The 25,226-nt window shown below is 73.5% G+C and carries 24 protein-coding genes; 13 read left to right on the forward strand and 11 right to left on the reverse strand.

The features are described 5' to 3' along the window. Window positions 1–3: 3 nt before the first annotated feature. Both OGH68_RS14055 and OGH68_RS14060 read left to right on the forward strand, forming a co-directional pair. Window positions 4–1,788 (forward strand): glycosyltransferase, encoded by a 1,785-nt coding sequence (locus OGH68_RS14055; protein ID WP_413471108.1) that lies wholly within the window; start codon window positions 4–6, stop codon window positions 1,786–1,788. Further along, entirely contained in the window at window positions 1,785–2,240 is a 456-nt protein-coding gene (locus OGH68_RS14060; RefSeq protein WP_264244005.1) for a hypothetical protein, read from the forward strand. The genes OGH68_RS14055 and OGH68_RS14060 overlap by 4 nt, the downstream gene beginning before the upstream one ends. A gap of 100 nt (window positions 2,241–2,340) precedes the next feature. On the opposite strand, the gene OGH68_RS14065 is transcribed toward OGH68_RS14060, so the two are convergent. From OGH68_RS14065 to OGH68_RS14080, 4 genes are all read right to left on the reverse strand, one after another. Further along, window positions 2,341–3,099 (reverse strand): polysaccharide deacetylase family protein, encoded by a 759-nt coding sequence (locus OGH68_RS14065; protein WP_264244008.1) that lies wholly within the window; start codon window positions 3,097–3,099, stop codon window positions 2,341–2,343. Between the two features lie 41 nt (window positions 3,100–3,140). Beyond that, a complete protein-coding gene (locus OGH68_RS14070; protein ID WP_413471109.1) occupies window positions 3,141–4,424 on the reverse strand; it encodes a glycosyltransferase in 1,284 nt (427 codons plus the stop codon). Window positions 4,425–4,535: 111 nt separating this feature from the next. Next, window positions 4,536–5,618, reverse strand: a complete 1,083-nt coding sequence (locus tag OGH68_RS14075) for a GNAT family N-acetyltransferase (protein WP_264250075.1) — start codon at window positions 5,616–5,618, stop codon at window positions 4,536–4,538. A 137-nt stretch (window positions 5,619–5,755) separates the two neighbouring features. Continuing rightward, complete coding sequence (locus OGH68_RS14080; RefSeq protein WP_264244011.1) at window positions 5,756–6,445, reverse strand: aspartate/glutamate racemase family protein; 690 nt, start codon at window positions 6,443–6,445, stop codon at window positions 5,756–5,758. A gap of 91 nt (window positions 6,446–6,536) precedes the next feature. On the opposite strand from OGH68_RS14080, the gene OGH68_RS14085 reads away from it, so the two are divergent. Further along, window positions 6,537–7,418 carry an NAD(P)H-binding protein gene (locus OGH68_RS14085; protein WP_264244014.1) on the forward strand — a complete coding sequence of 294 codons (882 nt, stop codon included), beginning with the start codon at window positions 6,537–6,539 and terminating at the stop codon, window positions 7,416–7,418. Here the strand turns inward: OGH68_RS14085 and hutI are convergent. From hutI to hutU, 4 genes are all read right to left on the reverse strand, one after another. Beyond that, complete coding sequence (gene hutI, locus OGH68_RS14090; protein ID WP_264244016.1) at window positions 7,415–8,668, reverse strand: imidazolonepropionase; 1,254 nt, start codon at window positions 8,666–8,668, stop codon at window positions 7,415–7,417. The two genes, OGH68_RS14085 and hutI, sit on opposite strands and share 4 nt — an antisense overlap. A gap of 17 nt (window positions 8,669–8,685) precedes the next feature. Next, window positions 8,686–10,023, reverse strand: coding sequence for a formimidoylglutamate deiminase (locus OGH68_RS14095; RefSeq protein ID WP_264244017.1), 1,338 nt, complete (start codon window positions 10,021–10,023; stop codon window positions 8,686–8,688). Further along, window positions 10,014–11,219 (reverse strand): allantoate amidohydrolase, encoded by a 1,206-nt coding sequence (locus OGH68_RS14100; protein ID WP_264250077.1) that lies wholly within the window; start codon window positions 11,217–11,219, stop codon window positions 10,014–10,016. Before OGH68_RS14100 ends, OGH68_RS14095 begins: the two co-directional genes overlap by 10 nt. Window positions 11,220–11,338: 119 nt before the next feature. After that, window positions 11,339–13,003, reverse strand: coding sequence for a urocanate hydratase (hutU, locus tag OGH68_RS14105; protein ID WP_264244020.1), 1,665 nt, complete (start codon window positions 13,001–13,003; stop codon window positions 11,339–11,341). Between the two features lie 107 nt (window positions 13,004–13,110). Between hutU and OGH68_RS14110 the strand changes: the two genes are divergently transcribed. From OGH68_RS14110 to OGH68_RS14135, 6 genes are all read left to right on the forward strand, one after another. Next, complete coding sequence (locus tag OGH68_RS14110; RefSeq protein ID WP_264244022.1) at window positions 13,111–14,427, forward strand: diaminopimelate decarboxylase; 1,317 nt, start codon at window positions 13,111–13,113, stop codon at window positions 14,425–14,427. 68 nt (window positions 14,428–14,495) lie between these two features. Next, the gene (locus OGH68_RS14115) at window positions 14,496–14,960 is read left to right on the forward strand and encodes an SRPBCC family protein (protein WP_264244024.1); all 465 of its coding nucleotides are present in this window, start codon (window positions 14,496–14,498) and stop codon (window positions 14,958–14,960) included. Between the two features lie 205 nt (window positions 14,961–15,165). Further along, the gene (locus OGH68_RS14120; protein WP_264244026.1) at window positions 15,166–15,567 is read left to right on the forward strand and encodes a hypothetical protein; all 402 of its coding nucleotides are present in this window, start codon (window positions 15,166–15,168) and stop codon (window positions 15,565–15,567) included. Further along, window positions 15,564–16,337 (forward strand): transcriptional regulator, encoded by a 774-nt coding sequence (locus OGH68_RS14125; protein ID WP_264244028.1) that lies wholly within the window; start codon window positions 15,564–15,566, stop codon window positions 16,335–16,337. The genes OGH68_RS14120 and OGH68_RS14125 overlap by 4 nt, the downstream gene beginning before the upstream one ends. A gap of 79 nt (window positions 16,338–16,416) precedes the next feature. Beyond that, complete coding sequence (locus tag OGH68_RS14130; RefSeq protein WP_264244030.1) at window positions 16,417–16,803, forward strand: roadblock/LC7 domain-containing protein; 387 nt, start codon at window positions 16,417–16,419, stop codon at window positions 16,801–16,803. Window positions 16,804–16,914: 111 nt separating this feature from the next. Continuing rightward, window positions 16,915–17,286 (forward strand): hypothetical protein, encoded by a 372-nt coding sequence (locus OGH68_RS14135; protein ID WP_264244031.1) that lies wholly within the window; start codon window positions 16,915–16,917, stop codon window positions 17,284–17,286. A gap of 12 nt (window positions 17,287–17,298) precedes the next feature. Here OGH68_RS14135 and OGH68_RS14140 read toward each other — a convergent pair whose 3' ends face one another. Together OGH68_RS14140 and OGH68_RS14145 are read right to left on the reverse strand one after the other, a co-directional pair. Continuing rightward, window positions 17,299–17,862: a hypothetical protein gene (locus OGH68_RS14140; RefSeq protein ID WP_264244033.1), complete on the reverse strand. Its 564-nt coding sequence runs from the start codon at window positions 17,860–17,862 to the stop codon at window positions 17,299–17,301. A 112-nt stretch (window positions 17,863–17,974) separates the two neighbouring features. Continuing rightward, entirely contained in the window at window positions 17,975–18,823 is an 849-nt protein-coding gene (locus OGH68_RS14145) for a MurR/RpiR family transcriptional regulator (protein ID WP_264244034.1), read from the reverse strand. Between the two features lie 161 nt (window positions 18,824–18,984). Here OGH68_RS14145 and OGH68_RS14150 point away from each other — a divergent pair, with 161 nt between their 5' ends. Further along, entirely contained in the window at window positions 18,985–19,404 is a 420-nt protein-coding gene (locus OGH68_RS14150) for a hypothetical protein (protein ID WP_264244035.1), read from the forward strand. Between the two features lie 314 nt (window positions 19,405–19,718). On the opposite strand, the gene OGH68_RS14155 is transcribed toward OGH68_RS14150, so the two are convergent. Next, the gene (locus tag OGH68_RS14155) at window positions 19,719–21,104 is read right to left on the reverse strand and encodes a cystathionine beta-synthase (RefSeq protein ID WP_264244037.1); all 1,386 of its coding nucleotides are present in this window, start codon (window positions 21,102–21,104) and stop codon (window positions 19,719–19,721) included. A gap of 184 nt (window positions 21,105–21,288) precedes the next feature. On the opposite strand from OGH68_RS14155, the gene OGH68_RS14160 reads away from it, so the two are divergent. The 3 genes from OGH68_RS14160 (at window position 21,289) to OGH68_RS14170 (ending at window position 25,174) form a co-directional block, all read left to right on the forward strand. Next, window positions 21,289–22,302, forward strand: coding sequence for an SGNH/GDSL hydrolase family protein (locus OGH68_RS14160; protein WP_264250078.1), 1,014 nt, complete (start codon window positions 21,289–21,291; stop codon window positions 22,300–22,302). Between the two features lie 446 nt (window positions 22,303–22,748). Continuing rightward, window positions 22,749–23,969, forward strand: coding sequence for an acetyl-CoA C-acetyltransferase (locus OGH68_RS14165; RefSeq protein ID WP_264244039.1), 1,221 nt, complete (start codon window positions 22,749–22,751; stop codon window positions 23,967–23,969). 347 nt (window positions 23,970–24,316) lie between these two features. After that, the gene (locus OGH68_RS14170; protein ID WP_264250079.1) at window positions 24,317–25,174 is read left to right on the forward strand and encodes a hypothetical protein; all 858 of its coding nucleotides are present in this window, start codon (window positions 24,317–24,319) and stop codon (window positions 25,172–25,174) included. Window positions 25,175–25,226: the final 52 nt, after the last annotated feature.

The raw sequence follows: 25,226 nt of genomic DNA on the forward strand, positions 1-25,226 counted from the left end.
CCCCTGGGGGCCGCACTGCCCCTCGTCGGCGCGCTCGCCCTGTGGCAGTACGCCGTCCTGCGCACCGAACCGGCCGAACTCGGCGGCTTCGGGCTGCTCGACGCCCTCCCGGCCGCGTACTGGGCGGCACTCGCACTGCTGACAGGCGGCTTCTGGCACTGCGTACGCGCCCCCCGGCGCGGCGGCGGCTGGCCGCTCACGTACGTGCTCGGGCTGCTGCTGATGGAGCGCGCCACCCAGGCGCTGGTCTACCCGACACCGCTGTACGCATGGGCCTGGAAGCACGATGCCGTCGTGGACCACCTGCTGACCGAGGGCCGGCTGGAGACGACCGGCGAACGGCTCGGCGACATGGCCGTCTACGACCAGTGGCCCGGCTTCTTCGCCGCACAGGCGGCGCTCGTACGCCTCACCGGCGCTCAGGACGCGGCCGCGTACATGGCCTGGTGGCCCCTGGTCTCCGGTCTGCTGCTGCTCGCCCCGCTGGTGCTGGTCTACCGCACCTTCACCCGGGACCGCAGGATCGTCTGGACCGCCGTCTGGCTCTTCTGCGTCGCCAACTGGGTCGGCCAGGACTACTTCTCACCACAGTCGCTGGCGTTCGCCCTGTACCTGGGCGTGATCGCGATCGTGCTGCGCCACGGTGCACGGCGGGAGGGGCGGGTGCTGCTTACGGCTCTCCTCGTCCCCCTGATCGTGGCGATCGTCGTCTCCCACCAGCTCACTCCGGTGATGCTGGGAGCCGGGCTCGCCGCACTGTGCCTGACCCGCCGTCATCGGTCGTGGGCACCGCTGGTCACGCTGGTGGTGGTGTTCCTGGCGTGGAACCTGACCGTCTCGCTGCCGTTCCTGCGGGAGGCGGTGCCCGAGATGGTCCGCGCCTTCGGCGACGTGCGCGGCAACCTGGAGACCGGCTACGGCTCGACACCGACCGGCACCGGGCCGGTCACCGTGTCGTGGGTGGCCCGCATGCTGTCGGGAGCGGTTCTGCTGCTCGCCGCGCTCGGTGTGCTGCGTCGCAAGGCCCTGCGGAACCGGGCGCGTCCACTGATGCTGCTCGCCGGGGCCCCGCTGCTGATGCTCGTCGCGAACGACTACGGCAGCGAGATGATCTTCCGGGTGCTGCTGTTCATGCTGCCGGGGGCGTGCTTCTTCGCGGCGGCGGCGCTGCTGCCGCGGGACGCCCGCGCCGAGCCGGCCTCCGCGGGCGTCGCGGGCGCCGCCGATGCCGGAAGCGGGTCCGGCGGGTTCGGCGGGGCCGGCGGGTTTGGCGGGGCCGGCCGTCCGGGCGCGCGGCGCCGGACCGTGGCCGCCGGGGCCGCCCTGACCGTCCTCACCGCCGCGTTCGTGCCCGCCTACGCCGGAAAGGACCGGCTCAGCTACTTCCCGCCCGAGGAGGTCGAGCTCGTGCGCCAGGTGATCGACGGCGCGCCCCGCGGCTCCCTCGTCGTCGCCGCGCACCGCAACTACCCGCTGGCGTACGCCTCCTACTGGGACGTCGGCCACTACTGGTTCCTCGAGGACGCGAAGAGCCATGTCGAGGAGGTCCTCGACGACCCGGCCGGCACGCTCGCCCGGGACATGAGCGGCGTGGCGCCGCCGGGCCGGGCGTACTTCCTGCTCACCCGCGGCCAGATCGCGAACTCCGAGATGAACGGCATGCTCGGCGCGGACGAGTTGCGGCACATCGAACGGTCCGTCGCCGCCTCCCCGCTGTTCGAGCGGACCGGCGGCAACAGCGCCGGGGTCGTCTACGAACTCAGGCGCACGACAGGAGACTCCTCATGAGACCCAGTGCTCCGCTCGCCCTCCGGCTGCTGCCGCCGCTCGTCGGCTGGTGCGCGGTGGCCGCCACCGCGCTGCCGGCCGCGTCGCCGCTGCGTACGCTCCTCGTCGTCGCGTTCCTGCTCGCCGGTCCCGGCACGGCCGTCGTCCGGGTCTGCGCACCCGCCCTGCGCAGGTACCGGGCAGCGGCGCACGAGGACGGCAACGGCGACGACGACGACGGCTTCGCCCGCGACTCGGACCGTCTGGAGCAGCTCGTACTGACCCTCTTCCTGAGCGTGAGCGCCGCCGCCGTCTGCGCGACCGCGCTGCTCGCCGCCGGCGCCTTCAGCGGCCTGCGCGTGCTCGTGCTCCTCGCCGCGGTGACCACGCTCGCCGCGTGCTGCCCTCGGCTCACCGGCCGGGCCCCGGCCGCCCGCGCCTCCTCCCCGCCGCACAGCGGGCCCGCCACATGACGCCGCACGACGCCGGGGCCCGGCCGGCGGGCCGCCGCCCCCTGGGTGGCGGCCCTGTCGGCGGTGGTGCTGTGCGCGGTGCTCGCCCCGTTTCGCCCGGTCAGCCCGCGAACCGGTGGCCCCGCACCAGCGCGCGGGCCCGCCGGTACAGCCGCCAGCCGACCGTCGGCGGCGCGTCGGGGAACGGCGCGACCGGCACACCGCCCCCGCCGGCCATCCACGCCTCGACATGCGCCACGGTGTGCGTGCGGCGCACGATCAGCCGGGCGATGCGGTACGGCTCGTCGGCCGGTGAGCTCAGCGCGTGCCGCACCGCCGCCGCCGACGCGTACCCGGCGGCGGCCGCCGCCCGGCGGACGGTGCGGCTGTTGTAGCCGTGCGGATAGGCGAGATGGGCCACGGCATGGCCCAGCACCTGCTCGAGCTCCGCCTTGGGCCGGCGCAGTTCCCGGTCCAGCGCGCGGGCCGGGAGCGTGTCGAGCTGCGGGTGGGTGTCCGTGTGCGCGCCCACCTCGATGCCGTACTGCTCCAGCAGCGGCGCCCGGGCCAGGGTCATCATCGGCGCGGGCGGCAGCAGGCTCGTCCGCCCGGGGGTGATGGCACCGGTGGTCAGATACGCGGTCGCCGGCATCCGGCGGCTCGCGAGCGCCTCGCCGGTGGGCCCGGGGAGATCGGCGAAGCCGTCGTCGAAGGTGAGTACGACGGGACTCGGCGGCAGCGGCCCGCCGCCGGTGAGCGCGTCGACGAGCGTGCCGACGGTGACCGGGGTGCGGCCGCTCGCGGCCACGGCATCCAGATGGGCGTCGAACTGCCGCCGTCCGACGGTGAATTCGGCGATCCAGGCGGGCGGGTCGTCCATGACCGCGTGGTAGAGAAGAACGGGAATCACACCCACCGTCGTCAGCCCCTCCCGGCATCCTCGTCCGGCGCCGCAGGCGCCCCCGTGGCGCGCAGGCGCAGACGTGCGTGGGCGTAGCCGAAGGGGCCGGCGAGCATGCCCCGGCGCTCGAGCCGGGAGAGGTGGCGCGGCCACGGGTGGTCCCGCGTCCCGTGCGGTCCCGGCACCGTGCCGGTTCCCGACTCCCGGCGGGCGGTGATGGCACGGGCGTGGGCGAGGCCTGCGGGGAGTCTGCGCAGCAGCGCGGGCAGCAGGCCGGGGCGGCGGACCAGCAGGGCGGTCAGGGACGCGGTGAGGCCGACGCCGTACCCGTACGTCTGGTCGGCCAGGTCCTGCCAGGTCTCCCGGTGGTGGTGCCACACCAGCGCCTCCGGCGCGTACCGCAGCCGGTGGCCCGCCATGAGGACGGCGACGAACGCGTACAGGTCGTCGCCTCCCCTCGCGGGCGTACCCGTGCCCGTGGCCGGGTCGAAGCCGCCGGCGCGGCGCAGCGCGGTGGCCCGGAACGCCATGTTCGCGCCGGAGCCGAAGCTGCCCGCGGTGAACGGGAACAGCGGCTGGTCGGCGGGCGGGCGCCGCGGGTCGTAGACACGCGGTGCGAAGCCCTTGGCGAAGCCGCCGTGGCTCTCCAGCAGGATCTGTGCGGGTGTGCGCAGCCGGGCGGGCAGGATCAGCCCGGTCGTACAGCCCAGTCGCGGGTCGTCGGCGAAGGGCCTGGTGAGCGCGGTGAGCCAGTGCGGGTCGGCCACGACGTCGTCGTCGGTGAAGGCGAGGACCATGCCGTCGGCGACGGCGACGCCCCGGTTGTGGGCGGTGGCCAGACCGGGCACCGGTTCGCGGACGTACCGGACGCGGACGGTGTCGAGGCCGCTGTACTTGTGCCGGACGAGGTCGCGGGTGGCCCTCGTCGCGGAGGCGTTGTCGACGACGACGACCTCGAAGTCCGGATGGCCCTGCGCGAGCAGCGAGTCGAGCGTACGGGCCAGGCGGTCCGCGCCGTCGCGGGTCGCGACGACGACGCTGGTACGCGGCAGGTCGCCGCCGGACGGCGACGGGGCGGGCGGCTGCCGGCCGGTGAGCCGCGCGCGGGCGGCCGCGGCGACGGCGTCGACGGCGCTCCGCCCGGGCGGGACCCGGCAGACGACGGTGTCGACGGGCCGCCCGCGCAGCCGCACCAGCGCGAAGACGTCACCGCCCACGGCGGGCCCGCCCGCGTCGCCCGGGGGCGGGCCGAAGGCGAGGACCGGCCCGTCCGGCCCGTCCAGGTCCAGCTGGACCACCTGCATCGGCGCCGGCGGCCGCGGTCGCGCCGGGTCCGGTCTCTTCGAACTCAACCGCATGGGTGTCCCCCTCCCTGTACGCACGGTCGCCCTCTACGCACGCCGCGCCCGGGCCCCTCAGCGTCCGCCCCGCAGCCGGGCCGCCCCGTTCAGCGCCCGCCGGGCCTGCGCGGCGAGCCGGGGACGGCCGGTCACGAAGACACGGGCGCGGCGCACCGGTTCGCGGCCGAGCCAGTGGAGCGCGGCCCGTGCGCCCGGCCGCAGGCTCGTGCCCTCATGGACCCGCAGCTCGCCCGTCTTCAGGGCGTCCTTGTACTCGGCGGCCCCCCGCCCCAGATCCAGCAGCCCGATGCCCTCGCCCGCCGCGGCCTCGGCCATCCGCAGATGCAGGACCAGCCCCGGCGAGAACTTGGCGAACTCCGAGTCGTACGCCGGGAACCAGCAGGCCAGCACGGTCGCCGAGCGCAGCCCGAAGTGCGCCGCGACCGGCCGGTTCCCGGCGTACAGCACGGACAGCACCCCCCGGCAGCCGCCGGCCGCGGCCGACTCGTGCAGCCGGCGCACCAGGGAGCTGATCCAGCGCTGCGCGAACCGGTCCCGGCGGCCGGTCCTGCGGTACTGGGCCGATTTCCAGGCCATCAGCCGGCGCAGCGCGGCCGGGTCACGCTCGTCGAAGACGAACCGCACGCCGCCCGTCTGCCGTCCCAGCCGGCGCTCCTTGGCGAGGGTGGTCCGCAGGAACTTGGGCGAGCGGGCCCGCAGCCCTTCCTCGTAGGAGGCGTATCCCGCGCCGACCTCGATGACGGGCGAGCCGAATCCCGCGGCCGCGTCGGGCTCGAAGAGCTTCTGGCCGGCCTCCAGGTTGTCGAACTCCCAGGTGGCCAGCGAACAGGCCCGCAGCAGCTCACGCGGATCGATGCCGAGTCCGGGCCGCAGCACCGCGCCCTGGCAGTCGGACACGCCGAGTCCGATCGCCCGGCCCTGCCCCAACGGCCCCCGCTCGTACGGGAAGAACCCGGCCGCCTCCCCGCCCTCCCACAGCACGGCGACCCTGGCCTGCGCCCGGACCCGGCCGACGGCAAGGCTGAACTCCGGTTCCATGAAGGGGTTGGCGGGCGCGCCGGTCGAGGCCCGCAGCTCCCGCCACGCCTCCGTATGGCTCGCGCCCAGCTCCCCCGGCGTCACGACGGTGATCCGCACATCGCTCAACTCGACCCCCTGGTCTCCCCCTTGAGCATTCAACGAGCTGCCCCGAAGAGGACGGTACCGGGCGAAATCCCGATACGACAGGGAGCGTCACGCTTCTTCTGGCGCGTGCCGGTCCGTCCGTGCGCCCCTCAGGCCAGTGCCGCCGTGACGGCCGCCTCGGCGTGCAGCCGGGTCGTGGGGAACACCGGGACGGGGCTGTCGTCCGCCCCGATCAGCAGCTCGATCTCGGTGCAGCCGAGGACGACTCCCTGCGCCCCGGCGACGACCAGCTCTCCGATGACCCTCCGGTACGCGGCCCGCGACGCGTCCCGTACGACGCCGAGGCACAGCTCCTCGTAGATCACCCGGTGCACCAGCGCACGCCCCTCGGTGCCGGGTGTGAGGACCTCGATGCCGTGCGCGGCGAGGCGTTCGCGGTAGAAGTCCTGCTCCATGGTGAAGGCGGTGCCCAGCAGGCCGACGCGGGTGAGGCCGCCGGCGCGCACGGCGCCGGCGGTGGCGTCGGCGAGGTGCAGCAGCGGCACCCGGACGGCGCTCTCGACCTGACCGGCGACCTTGTGCATCGTGTTGGTGCAGATCAGCAGCAGATCGGCGCCCGCGGCCTCCAGGCCCCTGGCCGCCTCCGCCAGGATCTCGCCCGCGTGCTCCCACTCCCCCGCCGACTGGAGCTCCTCGATCTCCGCGAAGTCGACGGAGTGCAGGACGCACCGCGCCGAGTGGAGTCCGCCGAGCCGCTCCCTTACGAGTTCGTTGAGGAGCCGGTAGTACTCCGCGCTCGATTCCCAGCTCATGCCGCCGATCAGCCCGATGGTTCGCATCGGCCCACTGTCGCATGTCGCGCGACGCGAACTCGCGGCGATTGACGAGACTTGCCCCGACACCGGCCGGACCCCAGGGAAGGACACCGCCATGGCCTCACTCATCGCAGTCACCGGAGCGAGCGGCCGCGTCGGCGGCCGGGTGGCGCGCCGGCTCTCCGGTGCGGACGCCGCGACCCGGCTGATCGGCCGCGATCCGACACGGCTGCCGGAACTGCCGGGCGCGGTGCCCGCCCACCCCGCCGAGTACGGCGACGGGGAGGCGATGCGGCGGGCGCTGGAGGGCGCCGCGACCTTGTTCCTGGTCTCCGCGCACGAGTCGCCGGACCGGGTGAAGGAGCACTGCACCGCGGTGGACGCGGCGGTCGCGGCGGGCGTCGAGCGGATCGTGTACGTGTCGTTCACCGGCGCCGCGCCGGACGCGACGTTCACCTTCGCCCGCGATCACTGGCACACCGAGCAGTACATCCGCTCGTGCGGGGTGCGCCACACGTTCCTGCGGAACAACTGGTACCTGGGCGCGATCCCGGCGATGACCGGCGCCGACGGCGTGCTGCGCGGGCCCGGCGGCCAGGGCCGGGTCGCCGCCGTCGCCCACGACGACATCGCCGACGCGGCGGCGGCCGTGCTGCTGGACGGCACCCGCACGCACGACAGGGTGGTCTACGACATCACGGGGCCGGCCGCGTTCACCCTCGCGGAGGCCGCCGAGGCCCTGAGCGAGGTCAGCGGCCGCAGCGTGACCTACCACCTGGAGTCCCGCGAGGAGGCGTACGCCTCCCGGGCCGGGTACGGCGCCGAGGAATGGGAGGTGACGGGCTGGGTCACCTCGTACGAGGCGATCGCCGTCGGCGAGATGGCAGGCGTCTCCGACGCCGTCCCCCGCCTGACCGGCCACCCGGCCCAGAACCTCCGGGACTTCCTGGCCGCCCACCCGAGCAGCTGGCGCCACCTGCTGCCGGGCGGCTCCTAGACGGTGCGGCGGCCGGACCGCCAGACCTGGCTCACCAGGGGGACGCCCGGGCGGTAGGCCAGATGGACGTGGCTCGGTGCGTCGAGGAGGACGAGGTCGGCGCGGGCACCGGGGGTGAGGCGGCCGACGTCGGTGCGCCGCAGGGCCGCCGCGCCGCCGGCCGTCGCGGACCACAGGGCTTCGTCGGGGGTCATGCCCATGTCCCGTACGGCCAGGGCGATGCAGAACGGCACGGAGGACGTGAACGACGAGCCCGGGTTGCAGTCCGTCGACAGGGCGACCGTCGCGCCCGCGTCGATGAGCCGGCGGGCGTCGGGCCACTCGGCGCGGGTGGAGAACTCGGCGCCGGGGAGCAGTGTCGCGACCGTCGCGCTGTTCGCGAGCGCGTCGACGTCGGCGTCGGTGAGGTGGGTGCAGTGGTCGGCGGACGCGGCGTCCAGCTCGACGGCGAGCTGCACGCCGGGACCGTGGGTGAGCTGGTTGGCGTGCACCCGGGGCAGCAGGCCCCTGGACCGGCCGGCCGTGAGGATCGCCCGGGCCTGGTCCCCGTCGAACGCGCCCTTCTCGCAGAAGACGTCCACCCAGCGGGCGTACGGGGCACAGGCGTCGAGCATGTCGCCGGTCACGAGCGCGACATAGGTTGCCGGGTCGTCGGCGTGGTCGGGGGACACGATGTGGGCGCCGAGGAAGGTGACCTCGTCCGTGTGGCGCGCGGCGATCCGCAGGGCGCGGGCCTCGTCCTCGACGGTGAGCCCGTAACCGGACTTGGTCTCCATGACGGTGGTGCCCTGGCGCAGGGCCTCCGCGAGATAGCGGGCGACGTTGGCGTCGAGCTGTGCGTCGGTCGCGGCGCGGGTCGCGGCGACGGTGGTGCGGATGCCGCCCGCGGCGTACGGCTGCCCGGACATACGGGCGTTGAACTCCGCGGTGCGGTCGCCGGCGAAGACGAGGTGCGAGTGGGAGTCGACGAAGCCGGGGATCACGGCCCGGCCGCCGGCGTCGAGCCGGTTGTCAGTGGCGGGTGCTTTGCTTTTCTCACCGACCCAGGCGATGCGGTCGCCGTCGATGACGACGGCCGCGTCCTGGATCAGTCCGAGGGGGGTTCCGTCACCGAGGGAGGGGTCGTTCGTGACCAGGCTGGCGATGTTGGTGATGACGGTGGCCGTCGCCGCGACGGCGCTGTTCGTCGTCGCGGGGGCGTTGTTCGTCGTCGCGGGGGCGTTGTTCGTCGTCTCGTGGCCGCTGTTCATGATGCGGGGTGTCTCCTTCAGCCGTGCAGTGCGGCGATCGCGTCCGTCAGGGCTCGTGCCGCGTCGGGGACGGCGGCGTGGACCCCGTCCCGTACGACATGGCGGCCGCCCGCGACCGTATGGCGCACATCCGCTGCCGACCCGGCGAATACCGCTGTCTCAGCTGCCAGACGCGGTGGCGGCCCCGCTGTCCTGACGGTGTCCAGCGCGAGGGTGGTGAAGTCCGCGAGCGCACCGGGCTCGAGGCGGCCGGCCTCGTGCCAGCCCAGCGCCGCGTGGCCGTCCGCCGTGGCGGCCCGCAGCAGCGCGGCCGCCGTCCAGTGGCCGCGGGTGCGCGAGCGCAGGCGCTCGTCGAGTTCCATGGCCCGTGCCTCCTCGAAGAGGTCGATCACCGCGTGGCTGTCGCTGCCGAGGGACAGGGGCGAGCCGGCGGCCTGGAGGGCGGGGGCCGGGCCGATGCCGTCGGCGAGGTCGCGTTCGGTCGTCGGGCACATGCAGGTGCCCGTCGTCGTGCCGCCGAGCAGCGCGATGTCGTCGTCCGTGAGGTGCGTGTTGTGGACGCCGGTGGTGTGCGGGCCGAGCACGCCGTGGTCGGCGAGCAGTTCCGTGGGGGTGCGGCCGTGCGCGGCCCGGCAGGCGTCGTTCTCCGCGGTCTGCTCGGAGAGGTGGACGTGCAGGGGCGCGCTGCGCGCGGACGCCCAGGAGGCGACCGTCGGCAGCTGGGCCGCGGGCACGGCGCGTACGGAGTGGATCGCGGCCCCGATCCGTACGTGCTCGCCGTCCTTCAGCCCGTCGGCCCGCTCGGCCCACGCGTCCGCCGTGCCGTCGCTGAAGCGCAGCTGGTGGGGCTCGGGCGGCTGCCCGAAGCCGGCGGACAGATACGCCGTGTCGAGGAGTGTGATCCGGACACCGGCCTCGCCGGCCGCCGCGATCAGTGCCTCGCCCATCGCGTTGGGATCGGCGTAGGGGACGCCGCCCGGCGCGTGGTGGAGGTAGTGGAACTCGCCGACGGCGGTGATGCCGGCGAGCGCCATCTCGGCGTAGACGGCGCGGGCGAGCGCGAAGTAGCTGTCCGGGGTGAGCCGGGCGGCGACGTCGTACATCACCTCCCGCCAGGTCCAGAACGTGCCCGAGCCGACCTGCACCGTGCCGCGCAGCGCCCGGTGGAACGCGTGGGAGTGGGCGTTCGCGAGGCCGGGCAGCGTGAGGCCGCGCAGCACCTCCGCGCCGGGCGGCGGGGTTTCGGCCCCGTCGCGTACGGCGGTGATGCGGCCGCCCGACACGTCGAGGGCCACGCCCGGTTCGACGTGCGTGCCGAGCCAGGCGTGTTCCAGCCAGTACGTCCTCACCTGCACGCCAGGCCCTCCAGTACGTCGGCGAGTGCGAGCACCCCGGCCACGCAGTCGTCCTCGGCCGCCGACTCGGCCGGGGAGTGCGAGACCCCGGTGGGGTTGCGTACGAACAGCATGGCGGTCGGGACGGACGTGGAGAGGATTCCGGCGTCGTGTCCCGCGCCCGTGCCGAGCACGGGGACGGCGCCGCCGAGGATCTTGTTGAGCTCGTCCCGCAGGGCGTGCTCGAACTCGATCACGGGCGTGAACGACTCCCGTACGACGGCCAGGTCCACGCCGTCACGCGCGGCGCGCTCGCGGGCCGCCTGCTCGACGGCGGCGACGACCGTGTCGAGGGTGGCCTGGTCGGGGGCGCGGGAGTCGAGCCAGCCGCGGACCAGGGACGGAATGGCGTTGACGCCGTTCGGCTCGACGGCGACCTTGCCGAACGTGGCCACCGCGCCCGCGAGTTCCGCCTCGCGGCGGGCGGCGAGGACGGTCTCCGCGTACGTCAGCATCGGGTCGCGCCGGTCGGCGAGCCGGGTGGTGCCGGCGTGGTTGGCCTCACCGGCGAAGTCGAAGCGCCAGCGGCCGTGCGGCCAGATCGCGGACGCGATGCCGACGGCGTCGCCGGTCAGATCCAGGGCGCGACCCTGCTCGATGTGCAGTTCGACGAACGCGCCGACCCGGGAGAGGCGCTCGGGGTCGGGCCCGACGGCGGCCGGGTCGTATCCGGCCGCCTCCATGGCCTGCGGCAGGCTGATCCCGTCGGCGTCCGTGAGTGCGTACGCCTTCTCGCGCGTCAGCTGCCCGGTGGCGAGCCGGGAGCCGACACAGGCAAGCCCGAACCGGGCTCCCTCCTCGTCGCCGAAGTTGGTGACGGCGACGGGGCGGGTGAACTCCGATCCCCTGCGGCGGAGTTCGTCGATTGCGGCAAAGGACGACACGACACCGAGGGGGCCGTCGAAGGCGCCGCCGTCGGGGACGGAGTCCAGGTGCGAGCCGGTGACGACGGCGTCTTGGGCGGCGACGTCCTTGTATGTCGCAGCGCCGAGCCAGGCCCACTGGTTTCCGTTGCGGTCGAGCTCGTACGCGAGACCACGCGCCTCGGCCTGCGCCCGGAACCAGGCCCGGCAGTCACGGTCGGCGGCGGTCCACGCGTAGCGGCGGTACCCGCCGCTGCCGCTGTCGCGGCCCATGGGGCGCAGGTCGGCCCACATCTCCTGGAAGGACGGGGGGTTCTCCCCGGTCACGCACGTTTCCGGAGCCGGAGCTCCGCCCGGGGCCCCCGCCTGTCCGGCAGGACTGCCGGACAGCGGCGGGGTGGCGGAAGGGTCATTCACGCGCCGTCACCCTCTCGCATGGGGATGCGGACCCCGCGCTCCGCGGCCACCGCGTCAGCGGTCTCGTACCCGGCGTCGACGTGCCGGATGACGCCCATCCCGGGGTCATTGGTCAGCACCCGGCGGATCTTCTCGCCCGCGAGCTTCGTGCCGTCCGCGACCGACACCTGGCCGGCGTGGATCGAGCGGCCCATGCCGACGCCGCCGCCGTGGTGGAGGGAGACCCATGAGGCGCCGGACGCGACGTTCACCATCGCGTTGAGCAGCGGCCAGTCGGCGATCGCGTCGGAGCCGTCGAGCATCGACTCGGTCTCGCGGTACGGCGATGCGACGGAGCCACAGTCGAGGTGGTCGCGGCCGATCGCCAGCGGGGCGGCCAGTTCGCCGCTCGCCACCATGTCGTTGAACCGTTCGCCCGCGCGGTCGCGCTCTCCGTAGCCCAGCCAGCAGATGCGCGCGGGCAGGCCCTGGAAGTGGACCCGCTCGCCGGCCATCTTGATCCAGCGGTGCAGCGACTCGTTCTCGGGGAAGAGGTCGAGGATCGCCTTGTCCGTCTTCGCGATGTCGGCGGGGTCGCCGGAGAGGGCCGCCCAGCGGAACGGGCCCTTGCCCTCGCAGAACAGCGGCCGGATGTACGCCGGTACGAAGCCGGGGAACGCGAAGGCCCGGTCGTACCCCGCCAGTTGCGCCTCGCCGCGGATCGAGTTGCCGTAGTCGAAAACCTCGGCGCCCGCGTCCATGAAGCCGACCATGGCCTCCACGTGCCGGGCCATCGATTCACGGGCGCGGGTGGTGAAGCCGGCCGGGTCCTTCGCCGCGTAGGAGGCCATGTCGTCGAAGTCGACGCCGACCGGCAGGTAGGACAGCGGGTCGTGGGCCGAGGTCTGGTCGGTCACGATGTCGATGGGCGCGCCCTCGGCGAGCATCTGGGGCAGCAGTTCGGCGGCGTTGCCGAGCAGGCCGATGGAGAGCGGGCGGCGGGCGTCGCGGGCCTCGACGGCAAGGGACAGCGCCTGCTCGAGGGAGTCGGCGCGCACGTCCAGGTAGCGGTGCTCGATGCGCCGCTCGATGGCGCGCGGGTCGCAGTCGACGCAGATGACGACGCCGTCGTTCATGGTGACGGCGAGCGGCTGGGCGCCGCCCATGCCGCCGAGCCCGGCGGTGAGCGTGATCGTGCCGGCCAGGGTCCCGTTGAACTTCTTGGCGGCGACGGCCGCGAACGTCTCGTACGTGCCCTGGAGGATGCCCTGTGTGCCGATGTAGATCCAGGACCCGGCGGTCATCTGCCCGTACATGGTGAGGCCGAGGGCCTCCAGGCGGCGGAACTCCTCCCAGTTCGCCCAGTCGCCGACCAGGTTGGAGTTGGCGATGAGGACGCGCGGCGCCCATTCGTGGGTCTGCATGACGCCGACGGGGCGGCCGGACTGGACGAGCATCGTCTCGTCCTGCTTGAGGGTCCGCAGCGTGCGCACCATCGCGTCGAAGGAGCGCCAGTCGCGGGCCGCCTTGCCGGTGCCGCCGTAGACCACGAGCTTGTCGGGGTGCTCGGCGACCTCGGGGTCGAGGTTGTTCTGCAGCATCCGGAGGGCGGCTTCCTGCTGCCATCCCAGGGCACTCAGCTCGCTGCCGCGCGGTGACCGTACGGGGCGGGGTCCTGACATGGCGATGCCTCCTCGCGTGATGTATCGATTTCCATTCACATACTCGCTTCCTGAATAGAAGTAGTCAACAGCTGCGGCGCGACCCGCCGGATGATTGGCTGGCCCGCATGACTGTCGACCGCCGGGACCTGGCCGTACGAGCGGCCGTGGAACAGGGACTTCTCACCGAGGAACAGCCCGTCACCGCTCTCCTCGACGTGGCGGGTATCCGCTCGTCGGCGGCGGAGCTGCGGGCCGCCTTCGCCGCCGTCACCGACGCTCCGGTGCTGCACGCCTTCGCGGTCAAGGCCGCCCCTCTGGTGCCCGTCCTCGCACTGCTGCGGGCGGAGGGCATGGGCGCGGAGGTCGCGAGTCCCGGAGAGCTGGCCCTGGCACGGGCCGCGGGGCTGCCGCCGGACCTGATCGTGCTCGACTCCCCCGCCAAGACCGCCGCCGAACTGCGGGAGGCCCTCGGCCTCGGCATCGCCGTCAACGCGGACAACTGGCAGGAACTCGCCCGCATCGACGCCCTGCTCGCCGGGGGACCGTCCGCCTCACCGCTGGGTCTGCGGGTGAACCCGCAGGTCGGGGGCGGCTCCATCGGGGCGCTCTCGACGGCGACGCCGACATCCAAGTTCGGCGTCGCCCTGTGCGACGAGGGCGCCAGGGACCAGGTCGTACGGGCCTTCCTCGACCGCCCCTGGCTGACCCGGCTGCACGCCCACTCCGGCTCCCAGGGCATGGCGCTGGCCCGGATGACGCAGGGCATCCTCGCGGTGTACGACCTCGCGGAGGAGATCAACGCGGCGGCGGGCCGGCAGCAGATCGACACCGTCGACATCGGCGGCGGCCTGCCGGTCAACTTCGCCTCCGAGGAACACACCCCCGCCTTCACCGAGTACGCCGCGCTCCTGAAGGAGCGCGTCCCCGGACTGCTCGACGGCCGGTACGGCCTGGTCACCGAGTTCGGCCGCTCGCTGCTCGCCAAGCACGGCACGGTCCTCGCCCGCGTCGAGTACGCCAAGTCCGCCGGGTCCAGGCCGATCGCCGTCACCCACGCCGGCGTCCAGGTCGCCACCCGCACCGTCTACGACCCGCTGTCCTGGCCGCTGCGCATCGCCGCGTACGACGCCAAGGGCCGCCCGAGGACGGGTCCCGCGGTCGAGCAGGACGTCGCGGGACCGGCCTGCTTCGCCGGTGACCTGCTCGCGGAGCGGCGCCCGCTGCCGCTGCTGGAGGCGGGCGACATCGTCGCCGCGCTCGACACGGGCGCGTACTACTTCTCCAGCCACTACGGCTACAACAGCCTGCCGAGGACCGCCGTGCACGGCTTCACCACCACGGCCGACGGCGAGGTGCGGTTCGCCACCGTACGGGCGGCCCAGAGCGTCGAGGCGATCGTCGCGGAGTCCGGCGGAGCCCAGCGGGACGCGCTGCTCGGCTGACGCGCCGCTCGGCTGACGCGTCCGGCGCAGCGGGCGCGGGGGGCGCGGGCCGGTGGTTCCATGGCCCCATGGCTACCAACAGCGTCGTCGTGGAGCGCCTGATCCTTGCAGCGCCCGAAGCCGTGTGGCACGCCCTGACCGACATCCGGGGCTGGGAGGGCACGGTCAGCGGCGTCGAAAGGATCGAGGTGCTCTCCAGCGGCGGCTTCGGCGTGGGCACCCGCTGGCGCGAGACCCGGCGGATGCTGGGCAAGGAGACCACGGAAGAGCTGTACGTGACGGCCTGCGAGCCTCCCGAGCGCTATGTGGCGGAGGCCGATTCCCACGGCACGCACTACGTCTCGGAGTGCAGGCTGCTGCCGGCCGCGCCGGAGAGGACGACGGTCCGGCTCACCTTCGCCGCGGAGCCGGCCGACGGGGTCACGGGCGTGCTCGCCAAGGTCTTCGGCCGCCTCGGCGCCAGGACGGCGCGCCAGGCGCTCGCCGGCGATCTCGACGACATCGCCGCCGCTGTCGAGCGCCGCGCCGGCTGACCGCGGACCCGCCCTTCGCCCGGTCGTCGCCGCCTCAGGAGGCAGGCACCGACGCAGGACAGGACAGGACGGGGCGGACCTTATCGGGCGCGGGCATGTTCCGTTGGAAAATGCCAGAACTCACCCCCAGAGGCGCCACAGTGCGTAACCTCTCCGTCACTGCCGCGTTCGTGCGCGGCACACCGAGGCGGGGAGGGGAGTCCGCGTGCCCGGAATCGACGAGTGTCTGCTGCAAGCCATGGTGGTGCCGGGGGCCCGGGGAGCCTCCGTCGTGGACTGGACGAGCGGACTCGCCCTCGGCACCGTCGGGGAGACCCCCGGCGGCGACCACGAGACGACCGCCGCGGAGACCGCCGAACTCGCCCGGATGGCCGCCGAGTACCCGTCGTTCGCGCCGGACGAGCCCCCGGGGGCCGACGGCGCCAAGGGGTTACCCGTCGAGGACCTGATCGTCACCAACCGAACCGGCTACCACGTGATGCGGTTCGTGGAGACCACGTTCGACAGCAGTGTGTTCCTGCATCTGTGGCTCGACCGGGACACCGGCAACCTGGCGCTCGCCCGGCTGCGCCTCGCGGACCTCGCAGAGCGGCTGATCCTCGGATGACCGCAGCGGCCAAGGCGGTCTCCCCCATGCTCGTACGACTGGCGGAGGAACGGGCCACCGGTGTCCTGGTCCGTGACCACGGCGCGCTCTACCTCGCCGACGGCGAGGTCGTGCACGCCGAGAGCCCGGCCGCACCCGGCCTCGACGTCCTGCTGACCGCCGGCGGCCACCTGGCACCCGAAGGGTGGCAGGAGGCGGTCGCCAGGGCCGGCGCGCGCCGCGAGGTGGCGCGCTTCCTCGTCGAGAGCGGCCGGGTCACCGACGGCGCGATGGAGATCTGCCACCTCGGCGCCCTGCACGACGCCGCGTACTTCGCGCTGGCCCCCGGCAGCGGACCGACCCGGTTCCGCTACGGCGTCGCGCACTGGATCGGCACGGTGCGCCCCGTACCCGCCGCGGCGGTCGTACGGGAAGCACGCCGGCGGCGCGGTCTGCTCGACTCCGTGTGGCCGCACCCCGAGGTGGACAACGCCCCGCTGCGGTGCCGTCCCCGCGGCCACGGCGTCTGTGCCACCCGCAGACAGCGGGCGCTGCTGGAGCTCGCCGACGGTGTGCGCACCCCGTCGGCGATCGCCCGGGCCGTCGGCCGGCCCGCCTTCAACACCCTGGTCGAAGTACGGCGGATGGCGGCCGCGGGGCTCGTCGAGACGCCCGCCTCACCCGCCGCGCCGGCCCCGGCCCTTCTGCCCGACCGGGTCACCCAGTTCCCCGACGACCCGGACATCGCCCTGCTACGCCGGCTCCGTGACGCTCTGGAGGCAAGACTGTGACCCACCGCACGACCCACCGGGCCCTGCGCACGCCGTCATGAGGCGCGCTTTGCGGCTGCGTGCCGAAAGGAGACAGCTCATGACGGCCGAGACCGAGGTGCTCGGTGAACTCAGCAGGCTGCGCGCCCGCGTGCCGCAGCTGACCGGTGTGCTCGCCGCGAGCGTCGACGGCCTGGTGCTGGCGACGGACACCGCGGACGCGGAGAGCGTCGCCGCGCTCACGGCCGCCGCCCTCGGAGTCGCGCTGCGGCTGACCGAGGCCACCGGACAGGGCGGCTTCAAGGAGCTGCTCGTAAGGGGCGAGTCGGGTTACGTCGCCACCTACGCGGCCGGCTCCTCGGCCGTGCTGACCGTACTGGCCGAGCCACGCATCAACGTGGGCCGGCTCCATCTCGAGGCCCGCCGCGCCGGCACCCGTATCGGGGACCTGGTGGACGCCGCCCTCGAACGACCGCAGGAGGCCTGACGGATGGCCGCCACCCCCGCGGAACCCCCCGCACGGAACCGCACCGGAACCACCCGCTCCAAAGCCACTACGAGAACGACAACCGACCGACGGAAGGAACGTGCGCCTGCCATGGCCAACACCGAGACCGCGCTCAAGGAAGCCACCACCATCGAGGGCGCCATCGGCGCCGCCCTCGTCGACTACACCAGCGGGATGGCGCTGGGCACCGTCGGCGGCGGCAAGGACCTCGACCTGACCGTCGCGGCGGCCGGGAACACCGACGTGGTCCGCGCCAAGGTCCGCACCATGGAGCACCTGGGCATGAAGGACGAGATCGAGGACATCCTGATCACCCTCGGCTCGCAGTACCACCTGATCCGCCTGATGAAGGGCCGCGGCGCAAACGGCCTGTTCCTGTACCTGGCGCTGGACAAGGAGCGCGCGAACCTGGCGATGGCCCGCCACCAGCTGAAGAAGATCGAGGCCGAACTGGAGGTCTGACCGGCCCTCACCTCACCTCCGGCGCCGCGCCCCTCCGGGCGCGGCGTCACCGGCGGCGATCCCTGTCGTACGGAAGCCCTTGACCGGCTTGCCGACCGGCCCCCCGGCGAGCCAGTCGGTACGCATCCACAGCAGGGTCTCCCGCGCGCGCTCGCGACGGCCCAGCCACACCGCCTTGAGCCACAGGCCCGCCCCGGCGCCCGCGAGCACCGCTCCGCCCGCGGCCGGCAGCGCGAACGAGCTCGCCACGGCGGCCAGGAAGGCGAGCAGCAGCCACCAGCGGCGCGACCGCCGCACCACCCGCAGCGTCACCCGGCGGTCCTGGAGCACGTCGTGCCGCCCGGCACGGGTCGCGCAGCCCGCCAGATGCGTGTACCGGCGGCGCCTCACGAGGGCGACCACGGCGGCGGTGACCAGGAACAGCGCGGCCCCAGCCAGGACGCCGATGCGGCGTCCGGTGAGCCCCGGCAGCAGCAGCCCGGTCCCGGCGGCGACGACCCCCGTCCACCACAGAGGCGCCGCCCCGGCTCTCACGACCACCGCCACTCGCGCCAGCGACTGCGTCCCGCGCCCCACGTCCGTACTCCCTCCGAGAGATCGATGCTGTGGGCGCGGAGGTTAGCGGCCGTATCTGAACGTCGCCTGAGAAAAAGCTCCGCCGAAGCGGACGGCTGCTCTCACTCCGCCGTCACTCCGCGAAGAGGCCGCGCTCCGCTGCCTGCGTGTCGAAGTCCTCCAGGCGGGCCTGCGCGTCCGGGAGTCCGTCGCACATCGCCTCCAGCAGGACCCGCCCGAGCAGCATCGGGGCGCACGCCGTGTCGAAGGCCAGTCCGGTGCCGACGGCCGCCGGGATCAGCAGATCGCTGTGGGCGGCCACCGGGGCGAACGCCGAGTCGGCGACCGTCACCACCGTGAGGCCGGCCGACCGTGCGTACGCCAGGGTTTCCACGACCTCCTTGGGGTGGCGCGGCAGGGCGAAGCACAGCAGCGCGCTCGCACCGGCCCGCCGCGCCGTGTCGATCCGGTCGCAGAGCATCGAGCCGCCCTCGTCGAGGAGCCGTACGTCCGGATGCACCTTGGCGGCGAAGTACGCGAACCCGCGGGCCTGCGAGGAGGCGGCGCGCAGCCCCAGCACCGGCAGCGGCCGGGAGGCCGCCAGCAGCCGGCCGGCCCGCTCGACGGGCCCCGGCTGCGCGAGCATCTCGGCCAGGTGCCGCAGATTCTCGATCTCGGCCTGCACGGCCTGCTGGTACTCGTTGTACGTGTCGTCGACGGCGTCCCGGCCGCTTTCGGCCTCCTGCGGCACCACCTCGCGCAGATGCCGGCGCAGCGCCGGATAGCCGTCGAACCCCAGGGCGACGGCGAAGCGCGTCACGGACGGCTGGCTGACCCCGGCAAGCTCGGCGAGCTCCACGCTGGACAGGAACGGCACGTCCGCGGCCCTGCGCACCATGCAGTGCGCGATGCGGCGCTGGGTGGGGGTGAGCCGATGCCCCTCGAACAGCAGCTGCAGTCGTGCGGCAGGGCTGTCGCTCATGCCATCCCCCTCGTCCGGCCCGCTTATTCAGTCAAAGAGAACTCTGCATGAGGATATGCAGGGCGGGCAAGGCGGACCAGGGCCCGCTCCTGCTGTCCCCGGGGGAAACACGGGGGCTGTCCCCACTGACGCGGCGGTCCGCCGGCCGTAGCTTCGACGGTATGGAAGCCCGCGATCCCGAGCTCGAGAAGGAGCTCGACGCCACCCTCCGCGCCCGCCGCGACCTGGGCGAGGACTACGACTCCGCACTCGTCGAGTCGTTCCTCGAGAAGGTCGGGGAACGTCTCGACGCCACGGTCGACCGCCGGGTGCGGCGTCAGGCCGCCGAGCAGCAGATGACCGTGGCCCGCGGCGCCGGGCGGCAGCGGTCCGCCGACAGCTTCGGCGAGCGTTTCGGTTTCGGCATCGTCACGATGATTCTGGCCATCCCGCTCTCGGCGATCGGCGTGGCCAACGCCGGACTGCCCGGGCTGGTCGTCACCTGGCTAGGCATCGTCGGCGTGAACGTGGCCCACACGGCACAGGCCTGGCCCTGGCAGCAGCGCGGGTCGCGGAGCACCGGCTCCGACTGGAACGACTGACCGCGCCGGCCAGCCACCGGGCCGGGACGACTGAACGCGGGGACCGCCGCACCCCCGGCCCGGGAGCCGGAGGGCGGGACGACGGCGGTCCCCGCGCAGGACACGGGCCGGGTCAGAACCGGCCTGGCGTGTCCGGGGCGTCCGTGGAGTCCGGGAGCCGCTCCGGAAGTCCTGTGACGCCGCCAGTGGTGCCGGCCGGGACACCTGCCCGGTCCCCCTGCCGACGTCCGTCACTGTGCCGGACACGTGTTAAGCGGGTGCTGCGCGGACATGTCGCGCCCGTACCGATTGCGCGAAAGGACGTCCGCGCAGGACTACTTGGCGCCCTTGGCCAGGAACGACAGCAGGTCCTGACGGCTCACCACACCCGTCGGCTTGCCCTCGACGAGCACGATCGCCGCGTCCGCCCCGCCGAGCACCGACATCAGGTCGCCCACCGGCTCGCCGGAGCCGACCTGCGGCAGCGGCGCCGACATGTGCTTCTCCAGCGGGTCGCCCAGCGACGCGCGCTGCGTGAACAGCGCGTCCAGCAGCTCCCGCTCGACGACGGAACCGATGACCTCGGCGGCCATCACGTCCGGGTGGCCGGCGCCCGGCTTGACGATCGGCATCTGGGAGACGCCGTACTCGCGCAGCACCTCGATGGCCTGGCCGACGGTCTCCTCCGGGTGCATGTGCACCAGGCTGGGGATGCCGCCGTGCTCCTTGTCGCGCAGGACGTCGCCGACGTTCGCGGCGCCCTCGCCCTCCAGGAAGCCGTAGTCGGCCATCCACTCGTCATTGAAGATCTTGCTCAGGTAGCCGCGGCCGCTGTCGGGCAGCAGCACGACCACGACGTCGTCGGGGCCGAGCCGCTCCGCGACGCGCAGCGCCGCGACGACCGCCATGCCGCAGGAGCCGCCCACCAGCAGGCCCTCCTCCTTGGCGAGGCGGCGCGTCATCTGGAAGGAGTCCTTGTCGGACACGGCGACGATCTCGTCGGTCACGGTCCGGTCGTACGCGGACGGCCAGAAGTCCTCACCGACGCCCTCGACGAGGTACGGACGGCCGGAGCCGCCGGAGTAGACCGAACCCTCCGGGTCCGCGCCGATGATCTTGACCTTGCCGTCACTGACCTCCTTCAGATACCGGCCGGTGCCGGAGATCGTGCCGCCGGTGCCGACGCCGGCGACGAAGTGCGTGATCCGCCCGTCCGTCTGGTCCCACAGCTCGGGCCCGGTGGTCTCGTAGTGCGAGCGCGGGTTGTTCGGGTTGGAGTACTGGTCGGGCTTCCAGGCACCCGGCGTCTCCCGCACCAGCCGGTCGGAGACGTTGTAGTACGAGTCCGGGTGCTCCGGGTCGACGGCCGTGGGACACACGACGACCTCGGCCCCGTAGGCGCGCAGCACATTGATCTTGTCGGTGGACACCTTGTCCGGGCAGACGAAGATGCACTTGTAACCCTTCTGCTGGGCCACGATGGCAAGGCCGACACCGGTGTTGCCGCTCGTCGGCTCGACGATCGTGCCGCCGGGCTTGAGGGCGCCGCTCTCCTCGGCCGCCTCGATCATCCGCAGCGCGATCCGGTCCTTCACCGACCCGCCGGGGTTGAAGTACTCGACCTTGGCGAGGACGGTCGCCGAAATGCCTGCGGTCACGTTGTTCAGCCTCACCAGCGGGGTGTCGCCGACAAGACTGATCATCGAGTTGTGGATACGCACAATGTTCTCCGGGGTCTCCGTGATGGTTCGCCCAGCGTAAGCGGGCGGGCGCGGGATTGGGCGACGGTTGCTACGGGGCAGTTAGCTCTTGTACGGCGACGAGGCCCGCGAGGGCCGTGGCCCCAGCGGTGGCCGCGGCCCCGCGGGCTGCGAGGAGGTGGCTCGGACTGTGTCCAGAGCGAGGGTGGCGCGGCGCATCGCGGCCGGCGCGGCATACGGCGGGGGCGGCATCGGGCTGCTCGGAGCGGCGGGACTGGGCCTGGTCCTCGCCGAGGTCCACCTGGCGAAACGCACGGTCGGCGGGGGCCGGGCCCCGATCCCGCCTCGCGGCGACGGTCTGTACGGCCTGGCCTTCGGCCGGGAGAACCCGCTGCGCCTCGGCATCCTCGGCGACTCGACCGCTGCCGGCCAGGGCGTGCGCCGGGCGGGCCAGACGCCCGGGGCGCTGCTGGCCTCGGGCCTCGCGGCGGTGGCGGAGCGCCCCGTGGAGGTCCGGAACATCGCGCTCCCGGGGGCGCAGTCGGACGACCTCGAACGCCAGGTCACCCAGCTCCTCGCGGACCGGAGCCGCACGCCGGACGTCTGCGTCATCATGATCGGCGCGAACGATGTCACCCACCGGATGCCGCCCACCCAGTCGGTGCGGTACCTGGCCTCCGCGGTGCGGCGGCTGCGCACGGCCGGCACCGAGGTCGTCGTCGGCACCTGCCCGGACCTGGGGACGATCGAACCGGTCTATCAGCCACTGCGCTGGATGGCACGCCGCGTGAGCCGGCAACTGGCCGCGGCGCAGACCATCGTGGTCGTCGAGCAGGGCGGGCGCACGGTCTCCCTGGGCGACCTGCTCGGCCCCGAGTTCGCGGCGAACCCCCGGGAGATGTTCGGCGTCGACAACTACCATCCGTCGGCGGAGGGCTACGCGACCGCGGCGATGGCGGTACTGCCGACCCTGTGCGCGGTCCTCGGCCTCTGGCCGGAGACGGACGCGCTGGACGCCGACCGGCACGAGGACATGCTGCCGGTGGCCCGGGCGGCCGCGACGGCCGCGTCCGAGGCGGGCACCGAGGTCACGGGTGCGCGCGCCCCGTGGGCCCTGCTCAAGCACCGCCGACGCCGCCGCCTCCCCGCCACGGCGGACGCCCCGCCGTCCACCACCGCGTCTCCGCAGCCGGCGGAGGACCGGGTGGGGCCGACGTAACGGGTGGCTCGGGGCCGGTTGCGCGTGGCCGCTGCTCAGGGTGCCGGGCGCGTGGCCGCGCCGGGCCTTCCCCTACCCGCCCCTTCCGGGAACCGGGCTCCTCCCCCTATGCCTGGCGGCGTGGGGGGACGCCCAGGGCCCGTACCGCTTCACGCGGCGTTTTCGGGCGCTCTGCCCCCGCGCCCGCGCCCCCGCGCCTCAAACGCCGGCGGGGCCGACACAGTCAGCCCGTCCGGCGTTTGAGGACACCGCGCGTGGGCGGTAGGCGGATCCGGGCGGAGCCCGGTTTCGGGAAGGGGCGGGGTGGGGAAAAAGCCCGCACCCCGGACGTAAGCAAGCGCCCGCTTAGAAAAGAGGCCCGCATCACACCATCCGCACAGTGACCAACGCGGTACGTCCGGGTAACTTCCCAACCAGCCCTTCCGTCTTCCCCTCATGGAGCCGTGATGCCCGAAGCCGTGATCGTCTCTGCCGCCCGTTCCCCGATCGGCCGGGCCTTCAAGGGCTCGCTCAAGGACATTCGTCCCGACGACCTGACTGTCGAGATCGTCCGGGCCGCGCTCGCCAAGGTGCCCGAGCTCGACCCGCGCGACATCGACGACCTGATGCTCGGCTGCGGCCTGCCCGGCGGCGAGCAGGGCAACAACCTGGGCCGCATCGTGGCCGTCCAGATGGGGATGGACCACCTCCCCGGTTGCACCGTCACCCGCTACTGCTCCTCGTCGCTCCAGACGTCCCGGATGGCGCTGCACGCCATCAAGGCCGGCGAGGGCGACGTCTTCATCTCCGCGGGTGTCGAGATGGTGTCCCGGTTCGTGAAGGGCAACTCCGACAGCCTGCCGGACACGCACAACCCGTTCTTCGCCGAGGCGGAGGCCCGTACTGCCGCCGTCGCCGAGTCCGAGGGCTCCACCTGGCACGACCCGCGCGAGGACGGTCTCGTCCCGGACGCGTACATCGCCATGGGGCAGACCGCGGAGAACCTGGCCCGCAGCAAGGGCATCACCCGCCAGGAGATGGACGAGTTCGGTGTCCGGTCGCAGAACCTCGCGGAGGAGGCCATCAAGAACGGCTTCTGGGAGCGCGAGATCACCCCGGTCACGACGCCCGACGGCACCGTCGTCAGCAAGGACGACGGCCCGCGCGCCGGCGTGACCCTGGAGGGCGTGCAGGGCCTCAAGCCCGTCTTCCGCCCCGACGGTCTCGTCACGGCCGCCAACTGCTGCCCGCTGAACGACGGCGCCGCCGCGCTCGTCATCATGAGCGACACCAAGGCCCGCGAGCTCGGCCTGACCCCGCTCGCCCGGATCGTCTCCACCGGCGTCTCCGGTCTCTCCCCCGAGATCATGGGCCTCGGCCCGGTCGAGGCGTCCAAGCAGGCGCTGCGGCGGGCGGGCCTGACCACGTCGGACATCGACCTGGTCGAGATCAACGAGGCGTTCGCCGCGCAGGTCATCCCGTCCTACCGCGACCTCGGCTTCGACCTGGACAAGGTCAACGTCAACGGCGGCGCGATCGCGGTCGGCCACCCCTTCGGCATGACCGGCGCACGGATCACCGGCACGCTGATCAACAGCCTCCAGTTCCACGACAAGCAGTTCGGCCTGGAGACGATGTGCGTGGGCGGCGGCCAGGGCATGGCCATGGTCATCGAGCGGCTGAGCTGAGCCGTAGCGGAGGGTAGGGGCCGCCCGAGGAACTAGGGCGGCACCTGCCCGCAGCGGTGGCGAAGCGAACGCGACCCAAGAACAAGCGCGGCTGAGCTGAGCCCGGACCCGGTCCCGGCGGGCGACCGGGGCCGGATCTCAGTTCGTGACTGAATCTCCCCCAGGATGTGACCTATCTCCTGGGGGAGCCTCTTTTTGCAGGTCACAGCTGCCCCACTGATGAACCCCAGGCACAAAGTCCTGTCCAATTCGTGACGTAATGCACTGACAGGGGGCGCGGGTTCATCGCAAGCTGATGTAGAAGTCGGGGGGATCCGATTGAAACCGGGAGTACGTCAGTGAGCGCCATGTCTCTTGCCCTGCTGCTGACCACGGCCGCCGCCACGGCCGTGGGCGCCGCTGCCCTGCACGCCGCCCGTGGGCTCCGTAAGCAGGTCACCGCCCTGCGCACAGAGCTCGCCGAGGCGTCCGGGCCCGCCCGCGCCGCCGCCGCCGTGCCACAGGCCCGCTCCAGCGACGCCGCCGAGATACGCGCGGCCGTCGCCGAGGCGCTCGCCGAGGAGCGGGAGCGGGAGCTGGCCGAGGCGCGGGCCTTCTGGGCCGCGCAGGAGGCCCGCGACGCCGCGGACGCCTCCGCGCGCTACTCCGGCGAGGGCTCCGCGTCCGCGCTCGGCGGCCTGTCCGGCATCGGCGACGACATCCCGCCGTTCTACGTCCCGCGCCAGGCCGACTTCGTGGGCCTGGAGTCGATGGACCTGGACGCGGTCGAGGGGCTCGACGGGCTGGACGACATGGCGGATCTGCCCGAGGTGACCGAGTTCGCCGAGGACTCCCCCGAACTGGCCGCGGCCCGCCGCCGCCACCCCTCGCACCCCGACTTCGTTCCGGTCCAGACCCCGGTCGTCACCGACCACGAGCGGACCGTGTCCAAGCTCGAGGAGCTGGCCGAGACGGGCACGGAGCTGGCGGACGTCCGCCCCGGCCCGCTGGGCACGCTGGACGTGTACGTCTTCACCGACGGGACGACCCTGTGCATGACGCCGGGCCACCGCGAGACCGCCGAGCGCCTCGCCGACTCGTTGCGCGCCGGTGATGCGCCGGTGCTGCTGGGCGGCTCGGGAGTGTCCGGCGCGTACGCGCTGACCTTCTCGTGCGGCGAGGAGAGCGTGTACATCCTCGCGGACCGCGTGATCGCGTCCCACTGACCCCGACCTCCGGCCGTCCCGGCCGGGACGCGGCGGGAGCCCCGCAGCGGCA

Source organism: Streptomyces peucetius (genome assembly GCF_025854275.1).
Classification (GTDB): Bacteria; Actinomycetota; Actinomycetes; order Streptomycetales; family Streptomycetaceae; genus Streptomyces; species Streptomyces peucetius_A.